Source organism: Klebsiella sp. PK18, from assembly GCF_057784655.1.
The window spans coordinates 84,894-104,241 of sequence record NZ_CM173493.1 but is presented as its reverse complement, the minus strand read 5'-3'; the positions used below and the strand labels follow the sequence as shown (position 1 = coordinate 104,241).

The 19,348-nt window shown below is 58.7% G+C and carries 16 protein-coding genes; 10 read left to right on the top strand and 6 right to left on the bottom strand.

Going from position 1 to position 19,348, the window contains the following annotated elements:
* The first annotated feature begins 1 nt into the window (after position 1).
* From recG to fpr, 3 genes are all read left to right on the top strand, one after another.
* On the top strand, positions 2-2,083 hold the full coding sequence (gene recG / locus AC3EMD_RS00505) for an ATP-dependent DNA helicase RecG (RefSeq protein WP_008806816.1): 2,082 nt from the start codon (positions 2-4) through the stop codon (positions 2,081-2,083).
* Positions 2,084-2,133: 50 nt separating this feature from the next.
* On the top strand, positions 2,134-3,144 hold the full coding sequence (gene glpX / locus AC3EMD_RS00500; RefSeq protein WP_016161970.1) for a class II fructose-bisphosphatase: 1,011 nt from the start codon (positions 2,134-2,136) through the stop codon (positions 3,142-3,144).
* A gap of 150 nt (positions 3,145-3,294) precedes the next feature.
* Positions 3,295-4,041, top strand: a complete 747-nt coding sequence (gene fpr, locus AC3EMD_RS00495) for a ferredoxin--NADP(+) reductase (RefSeq protein ID WP_002922904.1) — start codon at positions 3,295-3,297, stop codon at positions 4,039-4,041.
* Here fpr and AC3EMD_RS00490 read toward each other — a convergent pair whose 3' ends face one another.
* Complete coding sequence (locus tag AC3EMD_RS00490; RefSeq protein ID WP_004173894.1) at positions 4,042-4,470, bottom strand: DUF805 domain-containing protein; 429 nt, start codon at positions 4,468-4,470, stop codon at positions 4,042-4,044.
* A 112-nt stretch (positions 4,471-4,582) separates the two neighbouring features.
* Between AC3EMD_RS00490 and AC3EMD_RS00485 the strand changes: the two genes are divergently transcribed.
* Complete coding sequence (locus AC3EMD_RS00485) at positions 4,583-5,182, top strand: YiiQ family protein (RefSeq protein ID WP_008806815.1); 600 nt, start codon at positions 4,583-4,585, stop codon at positions 5,180-5,182.
* A 109-nt stretch (positions 5,183-5,291) separates the two neighbouring features.
* Positions 5,292-6,059 (top strand): triose-phosphate isomerase, encoded by a 768-nt coding sequence (tpiA, locus tag AC3EMD_RS00480; protein ID WP_002922909.1) that lies wholly within the window; start codon positions 5,292-5,294, stop codon positions 6,057-6,059.
* 92 nt (positions 6,060-6,151) lie between these two features.
* Here tpiA and AC3EMD_RS00475 read toward each other — a convergent pair whose 3' ends face one another.
* From AC3EMD_RS00475 to zapB, 4 genes are all read right to left on the bottom strand, one after another.
* The gene (locus AC3EMD_RS00475) at positions 6,152-7,456 is read right to left on the bottom strand and encodes an SLC13 family permease (RefSeq protein ID WP_302073878.1); all 1,305 of its coding nucleotides are present in this window, start codon (positions 7,454-7,456) and stop codon (positions 6,152-6,154) included.
* A 64-nt stretch (positions 7,457-7,520) separates the two neighbouring features.
* A complete protein-coding gene (locus AC3EMD_RS00470) occupies positions 7,521-8,291 on the bottom strand; it encodes a CDP-diacylglycerol diphosphatase (RefSeq protein ID WP_162493227.1) in 771 nt (256 codons plus the stop codon).
* Positions 8,292-8,481: 190 nt separating this feature from the next.
* Positions 8,482-9,471 carry a sulfate ABC transporter substrate-binding protein gene (locus tag AC3EMD_RS00465; RefSeq protein ID WP_002922936.1) on the bottom strand — a complete coding sequence of 330 codons (990 nt, stop codon included), beginning with the start codon at positions 9,469-9,471 and terminating at the stop codon, positions 8,482-8,484.
* A gap of 151 nt (positions 9,472-9,622) precedes the next feature.
* The gene (gene zapB / locus AC3EMD_RS00460; RefSeq protein WP_008806812.1) at positions 9,623-9,868 is read right to left on the bottom strand and encodes a septal ring assembly protein ZapB; all 246 of its coding nucleotides are present in this window, start codon (positions 9,866-9,868) and stop codon (positions 9,623-9,625) included.
* Between the two features lie 442 nt (positions 9,869-10,310).
* Between zapB and AC3EMD_RS00455 the strand changes: the two genes are divergently transcribed.
* Together AC3EMD_RS00455 and glpK are read left to right on the top strand one after the other, a co-directional pair.
* Positions 10,311-11,162 carry an MIP/aquaporin family protein gene (locus tag AC3EMD_RS00455; protein WP_302073877.1) on the top strand — a complete coding sequence of 284 codons (852 nt, stop codon included), beginning with the start codon at positions 10,311-10,313 and terminating at the stop codon, positions 11,160-11,162.
* A 21-nt stretch (positions 11,163-11,183) separates the two neighbouring features.
* The gene (gene glpK, locus AC3EMD_RS00450) at positions 11,184-12,695 is read left to right on the top strand and encodes a glycerol kinase GlpK (protein WP_004873089.1); all 1,512 of its coding nucleotides are present in this window, start codon (positions 11,184-11,186) and stop codon (positions 12,693-12,695) included.
* A 114-nt stretch (positions 12,696-12,809) separates the two neighbouring features.
* Here glpK and gltS read toward each other — a convergent pair whose 3' ends face one another.
* Positions 12,810-14,012 carry a sodium/glutamate symporter gene (gene gltS, locus AC3EMD_RS00445; protein ID WP_008806809.1) on the bottom strand — a complete coding sequence of 401 codons (1,203 nt, stop codon included), beginning with the start codon at positions 14,010-14,012 and terminating at the stop codon, positions 12,810-12,812.
* Between the two features lie 284 nt (positions 14,013-14,296).
* Between gltS and AC3EMD_RS00440 the strand changes: the two genes are divergently transcribed.
* The 3 genes from AC3EMD_RS00440 to AC3EMD_RS00430 all read left to right on the top strand — a co-directional run bounded on the left by AC3EMD_RS00440 (position 14,297) and on the right by AC3EMD_RS00430 (position 19,336).
* Positions 14,297-15,688, top strand: coding sequence for a nucleobase:cation symporter-2 family protein (locus AC3EMD_RS00440; RefSeq protein ID WP_008806808.1), 1,392 nt, complete (start codon positions 14,297-14,299; stop codon positions 15,686-15,688).
* A 140-nt stretch (positions 15,689-15,828) separates the two neighbouring features.
* Positions 15,829-17,526 (top strand): AsmA family protein, encoded by a 1,698-nt coding sequence (locus AC3EMD_RS00435; protein WP_302073876.1) that lies wholly within the window; start codon positions 15,829-15,831, stop codon positions 17,524-17,526.
* A gap of 250 nt (positions 17,527-17,776) precedes the next feature.
* Positions 17,777-19,336, top strand: a complete 1,560-nt coding sequence (locus AC3EMD_RS00430; RefSeq protein ID WP_012967044.1) for a PTS transporter subunit EIIC — start codon at positions 17,777-17,779, stop codon at positions 19,334-19,336.
* Positions 19,337-19,348 lie beyond the last annotated feature (12 nt).

Sequence of the window (19,348 nt, the reverse complement as noted above, 5' to 3'; positions counted from 1 at the left end):
GATGTCAGGCCGCCTGCTCGATGCCGTTCCGCTCAGCTCACTCACCGGTGTGGGCGCTGCGCAAAGCAGTAAACTGGCGAAGATCGGCCTGCATACGGTTCAGGACCTGCTGCTGCACCTGCCGCTGCGTTACGAAGATCGCACCCATCTTTACCCGATAGCCGAGCTGCTTCCCGGGGTTTATGCCACCGTGGAAGGCGAAGTGCTCAACAGCAATATCACCTTCGGCGGCCGGCGGATGTTGACCTGCCAGATCAGCGACGGCACCGGCATCCTCACCATGCGCTTTTTCAACTTTAACGCGGCGATGAAAAACAGCCTCGCGACTGGTCGTCGGGTGCTGGCCTACGGTGAAGCCAAACGCGGGAAGTACGGCGCCGAGATGATCCACCCGGAATACCGCGTCCAGGGCGATATGAGCACCCCGGAGCTTCAGGAAACGTTAACTCCGGTCTATCCGACCACCGAAGGCATCAAGCAGGCGACCCTGCGCAAGCTCACCGACCAGGCGCTTGAGCTCCTGGAAACCTGCGCGATTAGCGAACTCCTCCCACCGGAGCTGGCGCAGGGGATGATGAGCCTGCCGGAAGCGCTGCGTACGCTGCACCGTCCGCCTCCCTCCTTGCAACTTAGCGAGCTGGAAAGCGGCAAGCACCCGGCGCAGCAGCGTCTGATTCTGGAAGAGCTGCTGGCGCATAACCTCAGCATGCTGGCGCTGAGGGCAGGCGCCCAGCGCTATCACGCCCTGCCGCTCGGCGCCAACGATACCCTGAAAAACCAGCTGCTGGCCTCCCTGCCCTTTAAGCCCACCGGCGCGCAGGCGCGGGTTACCGCCGAGATCGAACACGATATGGCGCTGGACGTGCCGATGATGCGCCTGGTGCAGGGCGATGTTGGCTCCGGTAAAACGCTGGTCGCCGCGCTGGCCGCCGTGCGCGCTATCGCCCACGGCAAACAGGTGGCGCTGATGGCGCCCACCGAACTGCTTGCCGAACAGCACGCCAATAACTTCCGTAGCTGGTTTGAACCGCTGGGCATAGAAGTCGGCTGGCTGGCGGGCAAACAGAAAGGCAAAGCCCGTCAGGCGCAGCAGGAGGCTATCGCCAGCGGCGAAGTGCAGATGATTGTCGGCACTCACGCCATCTTCCAGGAGCAGGTGCAGTTTAACGGCCTGGCGCTGGTGATTATCGACGAACAGCACCGCTTCGGCGTGCATCAGCGGCTGGCGCTGTGGGAAAAAGGTCAGCAGCAGGGGTTCCACCCGCATCAGCTGATCATGACCGCCACGCCTATCCCCCGCACCCTGGCAATGACCGCCTACGCCGATCTGGACACCTCGATTATCGACGAGCTGCCGCCGGGCCGAACCCCGGTGACCACCGTCGCCATCCCGGACACCCGGCGCAGCGATATTATCGACCGCGTACGCAACGCCTGCACCCACGAAGGGCGCCAGGCCTATTGGGTTTGTACGCTAATTGAAGAGTCCGATCTGCTGGAAGCCCAGGCGGCGGAAGCGACCTGGGAAGAGCTCAAACTGGCGCTGCCGGAACTTAATATCGGCCTCGTCCACGGGCGGATGAAACCGGCCGAGAAGCAGGCGGTAATGCAGGCCTTCAAGCAGGGCGAGATGCATCTGCTGGTGGCCACCACGGTGATTGAAGTCGGTGTTGACGTGCCTAACTCAAGCCTGATGATTATCGAAAACCCGGAACGTCTGGGTCTGGCGCAGCTGCACCAGCTCAGAGGGCGCGTCGGGCGCGGCGCGGTCGCTTCCCACTGCGTGCTACTCTATAAATCGCCGCTCTCCAAAACGGCGCAGAAACGCCTGCAGGTCCTGCGCGACAGCAACGACGGTTTCGTCATCGCCCAGAAAGACCTCGAAATCCGCGGTCCCGGCGAGCTGCTCGGCACCCGCCAGACTGGCAACGCCGAATTTAAAGTAGCGGACTTGCTGCGCGATCAGGCGATGATCCCCGACGTTCAACGCATTGCTCGCCATATTCATGAACGCTATCCGCTGCAGGCCCAGGCGCTTATCGAGCGCTGGATGCCGGAAACCGAACGCTATTCCAACGCGTAGCGCGCGATTTTGCCGCGCTGCGGGCAATTTTTCTACACAACGAGTGGATTATGAAACGAGAACTGGCCATCGAATTTTCGCGTGTCACCGAAGCCGCCGCGCTGGCGGGCTATAAATGGCTGGGCCGCGGCGATAAGAATACCGCCGACGGCGCAGCGGTTAACGCCATGCGCATTATGCTTAACCTCGTCAATATCGACGGCACCATCGTCATCGGCGAGGGCGAAATCGATGAAGCGCCGATGCTCTATATCGGCGAAAAAGTGGGTACCGGCAAGGGCGATGCGGTAGATATCGCTGTCGATCCCATCGAAGGCACCCGCATGACGGCGATGGGCCAGGCCAACGCCCTGGCGGTGATGGCGGTCGGCGATAAGGGTTGCTTCCTCAATGCGCCGGATATGTATATGGAAAAGCTGATTGTCGGCCCCGGCGCCAAAGGCGCTATCGATCTCAATCTGCCGCTGGAAGATAACCTGCACAATATCGCCCGCGCCCTGAACAAGCCGCTGGGCGAGCTGACCGTCACCGTGCTGGCGAAACCGCGCCACGACGCGGTCATTGCCCAGCTGCAGCAGCTGGGCGTGCGTGTATTCGCGATTCCCGATGGCGACGTCGCGGCCTCTATTCTCACCTGCATGCCGGATAGCGAAGTCGACGTACTGTACGGCATCGGCGGCGCGCCGGAAGGGGTGGTTTCCGCCGCGGTGATCCGCGCCCTCGACGGTGATATGCAGGGGCGTCTGCTGGCTCGCCACCACGTGAAGGGCGATAACGAAGAGAACCGCCGCATCGGTGAAAACGAGCTGGCGCGCTGCAAAACCATGGGCATTGAAGCAGGCAAAGTGCTGCGTCTGGATGAAATGGCGCGCAGCGATAACGTCGTCTTCTCCGCCACCGGGATCACCAAAGGCGATCTGCTGGACGGCATCACCCGCAAGGGCAACATGGCCACCACCGAGACGCTACTGATCCGCGGCAAGTCGCGCACTATCCGTCGTATTCAGTCGATTCATTACCTCGACCGTAAAGATCCGGACATCCAGCAGCACATCCTGTAATACCGCTTTTTCTCTCCCAGGCAACCGTCCGCAGGCGGTTGCCCTGTTCTTCGTTTATATTTGATCAATAGAGCTTTCTTGTACCTTCGGGGTGGAAATCTTGCTCGTCTGGACCGAAGATAAGGCATCGCTTGGCAACAGGAGAAGACGATGGCGGACTGGGTTAGCGGCAAAGTGACAAAAGTGGAGTACTGGACGGATGCCTTGTTCAGTTTATACGTGCGGGCGCCTGTTCATCCGTTTACCGCCGGGCAGTTTACCAAGCTCGGACTGGAAATCGACGGAGAACGCGTGCAGCGCGCCTACTCCTACGTCAATGCCCCCGGCAATCCCGATCTCGAGTTCTATCTGGTCACCGTCCCGGAAGGCAAGCTGAGCCCGCGTCTGGCGTCGCTGAAGCCGGGCGATGAAGTCCTGGTGGTGAGTGAAGCGGCAGGTTTCTTCGTCCTTGAGGAGGTACCGGATTGCGATACCCTGTGGATGCTGGCGACCGGCACTGCCCTCGGGCCGTACCTGTCAATTTTGCAGGAAGGCAAAGATCTTGAACGCTTTAACAACCTGGTGCTGGTCCACGCCGTCCGCTACGCCGCGGACCTGAGCTATCTGCCTCTGATGCGCGAGCTTGAGCAGCGCTACGCCGGTAAATTACGCATCCAGACGGTGGTCAGCCGCGAAACCGTGGAAGGCTCGCTGACCGGCCGGGTGCCGTTCCTGATTGAAACCGGCGCGCTGGAAGAGGCGGTTGGCCTGCCGATGACCACCGACACCAGCCATGTAATGCTGTGCGGCAACCCGCAAATGGTGCGCGATACCCAACAGCTGTTAAAAGAGACCCGGCAGATGACCAAACATCTGCGTCGCCGGCCAGGCCACATGACGGCTGAGCACTACTGGTAATCAGGCGTCCGCTTTCCAGCGCACGTCCTGGGTCTCCTTGCCGAACTTATTCTCGCCCTGGGTGCCGACAAACGCCCCCAGGTCGATCAACATCATGACGATAATCAACGTCGGCACAAAGCGCCCGACGCCCCACTGCCAGACCTGCGGCAGCATCGCCCAGTTCCCCGCCAGCAGCATCCACGCCAGAATCATCAGCAGCGCCCACAGTCCGGATTTGCCGCGATCGTGCAGCCGCTTGACCACCACCGCCGCCGTCGGCCACAGCAGGCAGACGATAATAAACGCCGCCGTCTGCAGGTTGAGAAGATTGCTGCCTGCCAGGGTAAACAGGGCGCTCATGGTCACCAGCCAAATGGCAATCCAGATCCAGAAATCGCGGCGGCCAATGCGCCCTTTAATTGAGAATAACCACTGCTGTAGGGTCATGCGTTTTTCCTTATCATCATCGTCTGCGTAGTTTACCCTGGCGTCGTGACTTTTTGACAAGCGCCGCGCTTCCCGATTTAATCGTCAGCAGGCAAAAAAAGGAACGACGGGCATGAAGAAGTGGACAATCTTGTGTTTAAGTGGGCTGATGGGCCTGACCGTCGGCCCGCACGCGTTGTCCGCAGAAAGCGAATCGGCGACAGCGGCGCCCTATCTGCTCTCTGGCGCCCCGAGTTTTGACCTGTCGATCAGCCAGTTCCGGGAAAAATTTAACGCCGATAACCCGAAGCTGCCCCTGAACGAATTCCGTTCCATCGCCACCAGCCGGGATCAGGCTAATCTGACCCGCGCCGCCAGCAAAATTAATGAAAATCTCTATGCCTCGACCGCGCTGGAGCGCGGCACGCTGAAGATCAAATCCATGCAGATCACCTGGCTGCCGATCCAGGGGCCGGAGCAAAAGGCGGCGAAAGCCAAAGCGCTGGAGTATATGAGCGCCATGATCCGCGCCTTTGTCCCCACCCTTAGCCCGGCGCAAAGCCAGCAAAAGCTGCAGAAACTGCTGACCGCCGGCAAGGGCAAACGCTACTTTGCCGATACCGAAGGCGCTGTACGCTATGTGGTGGCAGATCATGGCGAAAAGGGTCTGACCTTCGCCATTGAACCGATTAAGCTGGCGTTATCTGAAACGCTGGAAGGCAACAATAAATGACAAAAAGCAAAGCCTTTCCAGTGACGAGTCTCTATACTGTTTCACAGACCATGCTGCCCTCTGGGGCGGCTATATTCCTTAATTCGCTTAAGTAGCGTGGAGAATTAAAATGCGACATCCTTTAGTGATGGGTAACTGGAAACTGAACGGCAGCCGCCACATGGTAAACGAACTGGTTGCGAACCTGCGTACCGAGCTGGCTGGCGTAAGCGGCTGTGCAGTTGCCATCGCCCCGCCGGAAATGTATCTGGACCTGGCTAAACGTGCGGCAGAAGGCAGCCACATTCACCTGGGCGCGCAGAACGTTGACGTGAACCTGTCCGGCGCATTCACCGGTGAAACCTCCGCCGAAATGCTGAAAGATATCGGTGCACAGTACATCATCATCGGCCACTCCGAGCGTCGTACCTACCACAAAGAATCCGACGAGCTGATCGCGAAGAAATTCGCTGTGCTGAAAGAGCAGGGTCTGACCCCGGTACTGTGCATCGGTGAAACCGAAGCCGAAAACGAAGCGGGCAAAACCGAAGAAGTTTGCGCACGTCAGATCGACGCCGTGCTGAAAACGCAGGGCGCTGCCGCTTTCGAAGGCGTGGTTATCGCTTACGAACCGGTATGGGCTATCGGTACCGGCAAATCCGCGACCCCGGCTCAGGCTCAGGCGGTGCACAAATTCATCCGTGACCACATTGCTAAAGCTGACGCGAAAATCGCTGAGCAAGTGATCATCCAGTACGGCGGTTCCGTTAATGCTGGCAACGCAGCAGAGCTGTTCACCCAGCCGGACATCGACGGCGCGCTGGTTGGCGGCGCCTCCCTGAAAGCTGACGCTTTCGCGGTGATCGTTAAAGCAGCAGAAGCAGCGAAAAAAGCGTAATTCGCTTTTCCCGGTGGCGACACGCGACCGGGGTGACTGACAAAACTCGGGAGCCCGGCTTAGCACAGCGCAAGCCGGGCTTTCTTTTGCCGTTACAGTTTCCCCAACAGCTGATACCACGCGTAGTCCAGCGGCAGTAAAATCAGATAACTCACCGCCGCCAGCGCCAGACACAGTTGCATCCCCGCCCTCGCCGGGACCTTGCCTAACCCCATCGCCACCACGATCGGCGACGCCTGATAGGGCAGCAGCGGCGTGGAATAACCCAGCACCTGAATCATGATCACGCTGAGCAGCGGAAAGCCGGTCGCGTCGGCAAAGCTCTGCGCAAAAGTGGTATACAGCGCCGGCACGCCGTTGGCGGTCATAATAAAGTTCAGCGCGCTGGTTATCCCGGTCAGGGCGAGGAAGCTGGTGAACGGATTGTCTTTATCCAGCGGCATCACCTGCAGCAGCGCATTGCCCACCGCACCGCCAATTCCGGTTTGGGTAACGGCGATCGCCAGTCCCAGAATCCCGGCGACGTAAATGCAGGTGCGCATATTCACCCCGCTGGCAAACTCCTCACCGTTGATAAAGCCCACCCGCGGCAGCAGCGTGACCACTGCCGCCGCCAGGCCGGTCCACGCCGGGCCGACGCCGTGCCAGCTCTCGGTCACCCATAGCGTAAGGACTACCGCCAGCAGCCACGCCAGACGTTTCTCGTCGCGGCTCATCGGCGGCAGCGGCGCCAGGTCACGCGGTGGATGCGGCTTGCCGGGAAACAGCCTGCAAATCAGCGCCACCAGCACCGCCCCTTTCAGCCAGCCAAGCACCGGCGTATGCAGCAGCAAATAGGGAACATAATTCAGATGGATACCGTACGAGCCTTCCGCCGCGCCGCTCATCACCAGATTTGGCACGTTAGCGGGCAAAATCGTCGCCGAAAGCTGAAAGGTGCCGAACCCCACCGCCAGCGCCAGGCCGAACCAGCCGCGGCTGCCATCGACAATGCCCGCGCGGCGGGCCATCGCCGCCACGATCGGCATCAGCAGCGCGATACGTCCCATGTTGGAAGGCATGACAAACGCCAGCGCGTAGCTCAGCAACACCACGCTGCCGACCATCCGCGGCCAGGAGTCAGTGAGCCGCGCAGACAGCGCCTGCGCCGCCCGGTCCGCCAGCCCGGTTTTACGGATCGCGATACCGAGCACAAAGCCGCTGAACACCAGCCAGAACGCCGAGGAGGCAAAGCCGCCGAAGATCACCTCCGGCGGAGCGATTTTGGCCATCATCGCCGCCGCGAAGAACAGCAGCGCGGTGATAAATTCCTGCAGCAGCGACGTCGCCCAGAGCACAATGGTGACGCCGACAATCAATGAAGGAAGGAACAGCGGGTGGGTAAGCCAGAGCGACATGCCTGTCTCCTGTCGTTTTTTTCAGCAAGAATACGACGACAGGTAAGACAGGTAAACGCCAGAACTAGTGGTTTGCGTTAAGGATGGCGCAACGATGATCCTGAATTTCTTCCGCTGAAGCCCGGTTCAGGGTCAGCAGGTTACGCTCCGTCGCCAGCAGCACCAGCGAGCCGTCGCTCTGCTGCGCCATCGCCAGCGCGAAGCGTCCCATATGTTCACGCGCCTCCGGCACCTCTTCCGCCAGCATCAGGAACGGGCTGCGCTGGGCCAGTTCGGCCTCCGTCACCCGGCGCGCCAGGTATTCATGGCCCTGAAGCCCGCCCGGCAGCGGCAGCCAGCGGCTGCTGACCGCCGCCGCATCCTTATCTAACTGCGCGCGCACATCGGGGCGCAGGCAGGAGATATGAATATGGAAATGGTTTTGCGTGCGTCCGCTGCGCGAGTTAATCGCCAGCGATATCGCGTTATCGGGAACCGGCGCGCCGTGACGCTGACTCATGATTTCTCGTCCCTGCCAGGCCTGCCAGAAGAAGTTCGGCGTCAACGGGTCCAGCAGCAGCGGGCTTTCGGTGCCGTTAATGCGGTAGGTCGGCATCAGCAAATACTGCAGCGGGCCGTTACGGTCTTTAAACAGCACATAGCCGCCCTTGAGGTTCACTTCCGCGCACGGCGACGGGTTTTGCTGCTGTTGCTGATGGGGTACGCACTGCTGCAGGACAATCTTGCGTAATGCGTCCGGGTTGCCGGAGTGCAGCCAGTAGTAGCCGCCCGCCAGCGCCGCGAGGATCGCCACCAGCAGCGCCAGCAAAAAGTATCTTACTCTTCTCATTTTCATTCCCTGTTAAGCCTGAAGCGGAAGAGTAACGTAATTTGATGACTAAATGAAAACAGATGGCGGGCGGGGAGTTATCCCGGGTAGCGGCTGACGCCTTACCCGGGCTACGGACGGTGCAAATAGTAGCCCGGGCTACGTACGGCGCAAAACTGTAGCCCTGCTAAGCGTAGCGCAAGCAGGGACAAGAGGATTAACGCTGGCTAATCTGGTCGAAGGTGCCGCCGTTGGAGAAGTGCTCTTTCTGCGCTTTCGTCCAGCCGCCGAACTCCTGATCGATAGTAAACAGCTTCAGTTTCGGGAACTCGTTAGCATATTTCTTCGCCACATTCGGATCGCGCGGGCGGTAGAAGTTCTTCGCCGCAATCTCCTGGCCTTCCGGCGAGTAGAGATACTTCAGGTACGCTTCCGCCACCTGGCGCGTGCCTTTCTTATCTACCACTTTGTCGACCACCGAGACGGTCGGCTCAGCCAGAATCGACTCACTCGGGGTCACGATTTCAAACTTGTCTTTGCCCAGTTCGTTGGTCGCCAGCAGCGCTTCGTTTTCCCAGGCAATCAGCACATCGCCGATGCCGCGTTCTACGAAGGTATTGGTCGAACCACGCGCGCCGGAGTCCAGCACTTCCACGTTTTTATACAGTGCTTTGACGAATTCCTGGGCTTTCGCCTGGTCGCCGTGATTCTGATGCAGGGCATAGCCCCAGGCTGCCAGATAGTTCCAGCGGGCGCCGCCGGAGCTTTTCGGATTCGGGGTAATGACCGACACGCCCGGTTTGATCAGGTCGTTCCAGTCATGGATCTGTTTCGGGTTGCCCTTGCGGACGAGGAACACGATGGTTGAGGTATACGGTGCGGAGTTATCCGGCAGGCGTTTCAGCCAGTTTTTATCGATACGGCCGCGTTCAGCAATGGCGTCTACGTCGTAGGCCAGCGCCAGCGTGACCACATCCGCTTCAATACCGTTAATCACTGAGGTCGCCTGTTTGCCAGAACCACCGTGCGACTGGCGGATCACCACGTTGTCGCCGGTCTCCTGCTTCCAGTGCGCGCTAAACGCTTTGTTGTACTGTTCGTACAGCTCGCGCGTTGGATCATAAGAAACGTTTAAAAGCTGAATGTCTTTTGCCAGAACGCTGGCGGATGCCAGCAACAGAGTTAACCCTACGCCCCACTTATTCATCGCACCGCTCTCTTTATGTGTGTTGTGATGGGCTAAGCGTGCCAGAAAGCGATTCAATGATTAAAGAATAAAAAAAGATTGGCTATAACTTGTGGATATAAAGAGGTGAATAAGGATTGCCCCCTCCCGGGCGGGAGAGGGCGCGAAGCGATTAGACTTCTTCCATGCGGCCCAGCAGCGCCTGCAGGCGATCCTGCCAGCCCTGCTGTTGCTCTTTCAGCTGGCTGTTTTCGCGCTCCAGCTCTTCACGACCGTGCTGCGCGCTCTGAACTTCCTGAACCAGGGTGTTGTTCTTTTCTTTCAGCTCTTCGATTTCCATCTGCAACAGAGTGATGGTATCAATCGCCTGCTGAACTTTAGATTCTAATTTCTCAAACACTTCTAATGACATCGTCATACCTCTCCTGAACTTGCAAGGCGTTGATAGAAACTCGTGTTTCGTATACGCGGTCCCGCCTTAACGAAAATTAGCGCACATAGCGGTGTTATCGTCGATTGTATGAATCCCCGCCGCCCCTGTCCAGCGGCAAGCCGCGCAGATTGCGGTTTGCAACACTTTTCAGTCTTTACCTGGTGCTTTCAGCGCAGTTCGCTCGTACTTCATGGGTCATTGTTAATTTTATGGTTAACAAAATGCGAGGTGAAACGCTCCGGCACCGGTCTCAATGCGCGCGGATGGCGCGAAAACGCTCATTTTCTTGACGCGGTACACACATTTGAAGTTCGATATTTCTCGTTTTTGCTCGTTAACGATAAATTAACACTATGCCTACATGGCAATATGGTCGTCTGTGACCACCCTACATACAATAATCATCACCACGCTTCAGGATTCGATTATGAGCCAAACATCAACCTTAAAAGGCCAGTGCATCGCAGAGTTCCTCGGTACCGGGTTGTTGATCTTTTTCGGCGTTGGGTGCGTGGCTGCGCTCAAGGTCGCGGGAGCCAGCTTCGGGCAATGGGAAATCAGCATCATCTGGGGTCTGGGCGTCGCCATGGCGATCTACCTGACCGCTGGGGTCTCCGGTGCGCACCTTAACCCTGCGGTAACTATCGCACTCTGGCTGTTCGCCTGCTTCGATGGCCGCAAAGTGGTCCCTTTTATCATTTCGCAATTCGCTGGCGCCTTTTGCGCTGCGGCATTAGTTTACGGGCTTTACTACAATCTTTTCCTCGATTATGAAACCACCCACCATATGGTCCGCGGCAGCGTAGAAAGCCTCGATCTGGCCGGCATCTTCTCCACCTATCCGAACCCGCATATCAATTTTGTGCAGGCCTTCGCGGTAGAGATGGTGATTACCGCTATCCTGATGGGCGTCATCCTGGCGCTGACCGACGATGGCAACGGCGTGCCGCGCGGCCCGCTTGCTCCGCTGCTGATCGGCCTGCTGATTGCGGTGATTGGCGCCTCCATGGGACCGCTGACCGGCTTCGCCATGAACCCGGCGCGTGATATCGGCCCGAAAGCCTTCGCCTGGCTGGCAGGCTGGGGCGACGTCGCCTTCACCGGCGGCAAAGATATTCCTTGTTTCCTGGTGCCGCTGTGCGCACCGGTGGTCGGCGCGGCGCTGGGCGCATTCAGCTATCGTAAGCTGATTGGCCGTCACCTGCCTTGCGACACCTGCGTGGAGGAAGAGCAACAGAGCCCCTCCTCTTCCACCACTCAACATAAAGCTTCGCTGTAATCTGACTACGGGACACCGACTATGACCGACAAAAAATATATCGTTGCGCTTGACCAGGGCACTACCAGCTCCCGGGCCGTTGTGATGGATCATGATGCCAATATCGTCAGCGTCTCCCAGCGAGAATTTGAACAAATTTATCCTAAGCCAGGCTGGGTCGAACATGACCCGATGGAAATCTGGGCTTCCCAAAGCTCGACGCTGGTCGAAGCGCTGGCCAAAGCGGATATCAACTCCGATCAGATCGCGGCCATCGGCATCACCAACCAACGTGAGACCGTGGTGGTGTGGGAGCGTGAGACCGGCAAACCGATCTATAACGCCATCGTCTGGCAGTGCCGCCGCACCGCAGAGATCTGCGAGCAGCTCAAGCGTGACGGGATGGAGGAGTATATCCGCAAGGCCACTGGCCTGGTGGTGGACCCCTACTTCTCCGGCACCAAGGTGAAATGGATCCTCGACCATGTCGAAGGTTCCCGTGAACGTGCGAAGCGCGGTGAGCTGCTGTTCGGCACCGTGGACACCTGGCTTATCTGGAAGATGACCCAGGGTCGCGTGCACGTCACCGACTACACCAACGCCTCGCGTACCATGCTGTTCAACATCCACGACCTGGACTGGGACGACAAGATGCTCGACGCGCTGGATATTCCGCGCGCCATGCTGCCGGAAGTGCGCAAGTCGTCCGAAGTGTACGGCCAGACCAACATCGGTGGTAAAGGCGGGACCCGTATCCCTATCGCCGGGATCGCCGGTGACCAGCAGGCGGCCCTGTTCGGCCAGCTGTGCGTCAAAGAAGGGATGGCGAAAAACACCTATGGCACCGGCTGCTTTATGCTGATGAACACCGGTGAAAAAGCGGTCACCTCCACCCACGGTCTGCTGACCACCATCGCCTGCGGCCCGCGCGGCGAGGTGAACTACGCGCTGGAAGGGGCGGTGTTTATGGCCGGCGCGTCCATTCAGTGGCTGCGTGACGAGATGAAGCTCATCAGCGATGCCTTCGATTCCGAGTACTTCGCCACCAAAGTGAAGGATACCAACGGCGTATACGTGGTACCCGCGTTCACTGGTCTTGGCGCACCATACTGGGACCCGTATGCCCGCGGCGCGATTTTCGGCCTCACCCGCGGCGTGAACTCCAACCACATTATCCGTGCGACGCTGGAGTCCATCGCCTATCAGACCCGCGATGTGCTGGAGGCGATGCAGGCAGACTCTGGCATTCGTCTGCACGCCCTGCGCGTGGACGGCGGCGCGGTGGCTAACAACTTCCTGATGCAGTTCCAGTCCGATATCCTCGGCACCCGTGTCGAGCGTCCGGAAGTACGCGAAGTGACGGCGCTGGGCGCAGCCTATCTGGCGGGTCTGGCGGTCGGTTTCTGGCAGAATCTGGACGAGCTGCAGGAGAAAGCGGTGATTGAGCGCGAATTCCGCCCGGGGATTGAAACCACTGAGCGTAACTATCGTTACAGCGGCTGGAAGAAAGCGGTGAAACGCGCGTTAGCGTGGGAAGAGCACGACGAAGCGTAAGATTGTGGAGGTATTCCCGGCTTGCGGCGTAAACGCCTTAGCCGGGCTACAAAACCCCAAACAGCACGATCTTGTAGCCCGGACAGGTGCGCAGCACCGCTTCCGGGTTTTTTATCAGCCAAACATCGGCAGCAGCAGGTATAGCTTAATCACCAGTGCGTTGACGATGTCGATAAAGAACGCGCCCACCATCGGCACCACCAGGAAGGCCATATGTGACGGGCCAAAGCGGTCGGTAATCGCCTGCATATTAGCAATCGCCGTCGGCGTTGCGCCCAGACCAAACCCGCAGTGGCCCGCCGCCAGCACCGCGGCATCGTAATTCTTGCCCATCATCCGGTAGGTAACGAACACCGCATACAGCGCCATCGCCAGCGCCTGCACCGCCAGGATAATAATCATCGGCAGCGCCAGCGAGGCCAGCTCCCACAGCTTGAGGCTCATCAGCGCCATGGCGAGGAACAGCGACAGGCTGACGTTGCCCAGCACCGATACCGCCCTATCGAACACCCGGTACAACCCCGCCAGCGCCAGGCTGTTGCTAAGGATCACACCGATAAATAGCACGCAGACGAAAGTCGGCAGCTCGAAGACACTGCCCGCCAGCAGTTGCGCAACCACCTTGCCTACCGTCAGACAGATGGCAATCAGGGCGATACTTTCGATCAGCACCAGCGAGGTGATCACCCGCCCCACGTCCGGTTTTTCAAAGGCGGTTGGCGCCACCTGATCGTCCGGTGTGCCGTCCGGAGAGGAAGAGTGCTTCACCAGGTAGCGAGCCACCGGACCGCCGATCAGGCCGCCCAGCACCAGGCCGAAAGTCGCGCAGGCCATCGCCACTTCGGTGGCGTTGGCAAAACCGTAGCGTTCAACGAACAGCTTGCTCCACGCCGCCCCGGTGCCGTGGCCGCCGGATAAGGTAATCGACCCGGCCAGCAGGCCCATCAGCGGATCCAGCCCCAGCAGCGTCGCCATGCCGATACCGAGGGCATTCTGCAGCAGCAGCAGGCCAACCACCACGATCAGGAAAGTGCCCAGCACCTTGCCGCCGGCCCGCAGGCTGGCGAGGTTGGCGTTAAGACCGATGGTGGCGAAGAACGCCAGCATCAGCGGGTCTTTCAGACTCATATCGAAATCAATTTCGATATCCATGCTTTTCTTCAGCACCAGCAGCGCCAGCGCCACCAGCAAACCGCCGGCAACAGGTTCAGGAATGGTGTATTTCTTGAGGAAGGGAACGGTTTGCACGAGTTTTCTGCCGAGCAATAGCACAAGCGTTGCGGCAACGAGCGTCGATAAGGTATCGAGGTGAAACATAAAAAGCTCCTTATGGGCGCATGATCCATTCACACGCGACGTAATTCCTGGTGTCTTTAGCTTCTCATCATGAGGAGTCAGAAGGGGATTTTACGCAGAACGGCGGAAAAAATGACAGAAAAAGATATTTTGTATCCTTAATGATGCGATTTAGCATACAAAATGTTAATAACCTCGTTGCGCATATTCACGGCATAAATTTTTATGACCAAATGCTGGCAAACGTTTGCTTTTGGTCTACAGTCCGATAAAATTCCCGCTTTGCCACCTTGGGATTGCTTGTGATGTCCGTTAACACCGCAGAGTCAGAAAATGCGCAACCGGTTGCGCATAAATCAGCTAGCGAATTAATCTACCGCCTCGAAGATCGCCCACCGCTACCGCAAACCCTGTTCGCCGCCTTCCAGCACCTGCTGGCGATGTTTGTCGCGGTGATCACTCCAGCGCTGTTAATCTGCCAGGCTCTCGGTCTCCCGGCGCAAGATACCCAACATATCATCAGCATGTCGCTGTTCGCTTCCGGTGTCGCCTCTATTATTCAGATCAAAGCCTGGGGTCCCGTCGGCTCCGGATTGCTCTCCATTCAGGGCACCAGCTTTAACTTTGTCGCCCCGCTGATCATGGGCGGTACTGCGCTGAAAACCGGCGGCGCCGACGTCCCCACCATGATGGCTGCCCTGTTCGGCACCCTGATGCTGGCCAGCTGCACGGAAATGGTGCTCTCCCGCGTCCTGCACCTGGCGCGCCGCATCATTACCCCGCTGGTCTCCGGCGTGGTGGTAATGATTATCGGCCTGTCGCTGATTCAGGTCGGACTGACTTCCATCGGCGGCGGCTACGCGGCGATGGCCGACCACACCTTCGGCGCGCCGAAGAATCTGCTGCTGGCGGGCATCGTGCTGGCGCTGATTATCATCCTCAACCGCCAGCGCAACCCGTACCTGCGCATCGCTTCGCTGGTGATCGCCATGGCGGCGGGCTATCTGGCGGCATGGTTCCTCGATATGCTGCCGGCCAATACCGCCCCGACCAACAGCAGCCTCATCACCGTGCCGACGCCGCTCTACTATGGTCTCGGTATCGACTGGAGCCTGCTACTGCCGCTGATGCTGGTGTTTATGATCACCTCCCTGGAAACCATCGGCGATATCACCGCCACCTCAGACGTCTCCGAACAGCCGGTTTCCGGCCCGCTGTATATGAAACGCCTGAAAGGCGGTGTGCTGGCTAACGGCCTCAACTCCTTTGTTTCCGCGGTCTTCAACACCTTCCCTAACTCCTGCTTCGGCCAGAACAACGGCGTGATCCAGCTGACCGGCGTCGCCAGCCGCTACGTCGGCTTTGTGGTCGCCCTGATGCTGATCGTCCTCGGCCTGTTCCCGGCGGTGAGCGGCTTCGTGCAGCACATCCCTGAGCCGGTGCTCGGCGGCGCCACGCTGGTGATGTTCGGCACCATTGCCGCGTCCGGCGTGCGCATCGTCTCCCGTGAGCCGCTGAACCGTCGGGCGATCCTGATTATCGCCCTGTCGCTGGCAGTGGGCCTCGGCGTGTCGCAGCAGCCGTTGATCCTGCAGTTCGCCCCAGACTGGCTGAAAAACCTGCTCTCTTCGGGGATTGCCGCCGGTGGTATCACAGCGATTGTTCTGAATTTAATTTTCCCGCCAGAAAAAGCCTGATCTGACGCGCTCCCGGTCGTGCTATCGGCCGGGACGCTCTCCACGACCTGCCTCATCACGGAAATAAACCACGCCCGCCTTGAGAAGTGCGCCTAAATCGGGCATAACACGGTGATGTGCATCTCACAGAATGGAAGACCATGAAATTTCTTGGAAAGCTGATTCTCTGGCTGCTAGTCGCTCTGCTGCTCGTCATTGTTGGCGCGTGGTTCCTGCTGCAAACCCACTGGGGCGCCCGCCAGGCCAGCGCCTGGCTCAGCAATGGCACCGGCTGGCAGGTCTCCTTCGATGCGATGGAACACGATTTCTCCTCCCCTCTTCATGTGCAGTTGCAAAACGTCACCTTTGGCCGGGAAGGCAAGCCGGCCACCCTGGTGGCAAAAACGGTCGATATTGGCTTCAGCACCCGCCAGTTTAGCGATCCGCTGCATGCGGATGAGATAGTCCTTAACGACGGCACTCTGAATCTGTCACCCCACTCTGCCGACCTGCCGTTCGCTGCCGACCGGCTGATGTTGCGCAATATGGCTTTCAACAGCCCGGAAACCGGCTGGGCGCTCAGCGCGCAGCGCGTCACCGGCGGCGTCAGCCCATGGACGCCGGAAGCGGGCAATGTGCTGGGGAAAACGGCGCAGATCCAGATGAGTGCGGGCTCGATGACGCTCAATGGCGTCGAAGCCAGCAACGTTCTGATTCAGGGCAGGATTGATCAGGGCGAAGTGACCCTCTCCACCCTCGGCGCCGATGTCGCCCGCGGCACCTTAACCGGCAATGCGAAACGCAGCGCCGACGGCAGCTGGCTGGTGGATAACCTCCAGCTCAATGAGATTCGACTGCAGAGCCCCGCCTCGCTGGCCGACTTTTTCGCGCCGTTAACCACGGTCCCCTCTCTGCAGATTGGCCGCCTGGATATCACCGACGCCCGCCTGCAGGGGCCGGACTGGGCGGTAACCGACCTCGACCTGAGCCTGCGCAACCTGACGCTCAGCCACGGCGGCTGGCAGAGCCAGGACGGCACGCTGTCGATGAACGCCAGCGAATTTATCTACGGCTCGCTGCACTTCTTCGACCCGATTTTGAATGCTGAATTCTCTCCCCAGGGTATTGCGCTGCGCCAGTTCTCCTCGCGCTGGGAGGGCGGCATGGTGCGCACCTCCGGCAACTGGCTGCGCGCTGGTAACGCGCTGGTGCTCGACGACACCGCCTTCGCCGGACTGGAGTACACGCTGCCGGCGAACTGGAAACAGCTGTGGATGGAGCCAATGCCGGCCTGGCTGCAAAGCCTGACGCTGAAAAAATTCAGCGCCAGCCGTAACCTGATCATCGATGTGGATCCTGCCTTCCCGTGGCAAATTACCGCCCTCGATGGCTATGGCGGCGAGCTACAGCTGGTGAAAAACGGCAGCTGGGGAGTATGGAACGGCAGCGCGACGCTGAACGCCGCGGCGGCGACTTTTAACCGGATCGACGTGCGCCGCCCGTCACTCAAGCTGAGCGCGACGGCGTCGACGGTCAATATCAATGAGCTTAGCGCCTTCACCGCGCGCGGCATTCTGCAGGCCACCGCAGCGGTATCGCAGCTACCCCAGCGCCAGGTTAATCTCAGCCTGAACGGCCGCGGCGTACCGCTGGGTATTCTGCAGGCCTGGGGCTGGCCTTCGCTTCCCATTAACGGGGACGGCAATCTCCAGCTGACCGCCAGCGGCAGCGTGCGGGCCGATGTCCCGCTCAAACCGACGGTTAACGGGCAGCTCAGCGCCGTGAATATGGAGAAACAGCAGGTGGCGCAAACGATGCGCAACGGCGAGGTCAGCCCCGCCCCCGCCGCGCCGCAGTAAAATCCCCCTTATCTGGCCCTCTCCTCACGGTGAGAGGGCATGCTTTCCGACAAACTCCGCTCTGGCCACTCCCTCTCCCTTTCAGGGAGGGGGTTAGGGTGCGAGTCCTGAAACCTGTGTGCAATACGCGGCTATCTGTACCTATTTAGCGCAACTGGTTCCTTTCAAATATCAGAATTGCTATAACCAAATTACTGGAAGTCGATAAAAAACCGCTCCCTGTACCTACAAAAATATAAAAGGATCAATCATGCCTGAAATACGTCAGCGTATTCTGGAGAATATGCAAAAATTCTCCCGGGCCATGATCGGCGCCGTATTGTTCTTGCCGGTCATTGGCTTAATTCTGGCCCTCAGTTCAGTATTAACTAATCCGACATTAATTGCTGAAACCAGTTTCTTACATCAGCTTGGGCAAATGCTCGGCGACACCTTTTGGCCTTTATTTGGCAACCTCGGCTTATTATTTTGCGTCGGCATTAGCTATGGCCTGGCAAAGGATAAAAAAACCGAAGTCGCGCTGGTTGCAGTGATGTGCTTCATTATGTTTCTTGGCGCCAACCACTCCTGGCTGGAACACACCCACGGACTCGCCGAAAAAATTAACGGTGAATATTATGGCACCGGGCAAACCCAGCTGCTGGGCTTTGTGGTGGTGGATATGGGCGTTTTCCTGGGCATTATTCTCGGCTGCACGATTGCGTGGGTGCACAATAAAGTCTCTGCCATTGAGCTGCCTGGCGCGCTGTCGATGTACGGCGGCGCCAAGCTGACGCTGGTGGCGATGACGCCGGTGGTTATCTTCTACGCCATCGCCTTTACCTGGATTTGGCCCTTTATGACCCACGGCATCTCCGCCCTCACCGGTTTTATGAAAAATGCCGGGGTCGCCGGGGTCTTTGTCTATGGTTTCTTTGAAAAATTCCTTATCCCCACCGGCCTGCACCATTTCGTCTGGTCCCCCTTCCAGCTCACCCAGATTGGCGGCACCCTGAACGTGGACGGTCAGGTGGTCTCCGGGACCCAGGCCATTTTCCTCGCTTATATGCGCCACCCCGACCTGACGCCGGTCATGAACGACGCATTACGTTTTTCGCAGCAAGGGATGACCACTATCTTTGGCCTGGCGGGCGCCTCGCTGGCGTTCTACCACACCGCGAAACCGGAGAAGAAAGTGATGGCGAAGGCGATTCTGCTGCCGGCGATCATCACCTCGATGCTGACCGGTATCACCGAACCGATCGAGTTCACCTTCTTGTTTGTCTCGCCGCTGCTGTGGGTGATCCACGCGACGTTAACCGCCGCCTCGCAGGCCATTTGCGACATTTTCACCGTACGTCCCTGGGGAGCATCGGGCCTGATCGAGTTTCTGATCTATAACCTGCCGCTGCCGGTCTCCTTAACGCGCTGGCCGGGCTATGTCCTTATTGGTATCGGCCAGTTCGCCGTTTACTACGTGATTTTCCGCACCCTGGTGGTGAAGCTGAACCTGAAAACGCCGGGCCGGGAAGATGACGAGAACGTGAAGCTTTACAGCAAAGCAGAGTACCGCCAGAAAGTCGCGCAACCGCAGTCGGTCACCGATGACATTATCCGCGGCCTCGGGGGCAAGGAGAATATTCTCTCCGTCGATAATTGTTTTACTCGTCTGCGCGTGGCCGTGCGCGATATGGCGCGGGTTGATGACGCGCAATTAAAAAATACCGGCGCCAACGGCGTCGTACGAAATCGTAATGAAGTTCAGGTTATTTATGGCGTCAAAGTGGGACAGGTACGTTCCCGGGTTGATAACTGGTTAGCAGAAAATTAATGAGGAGTTTGT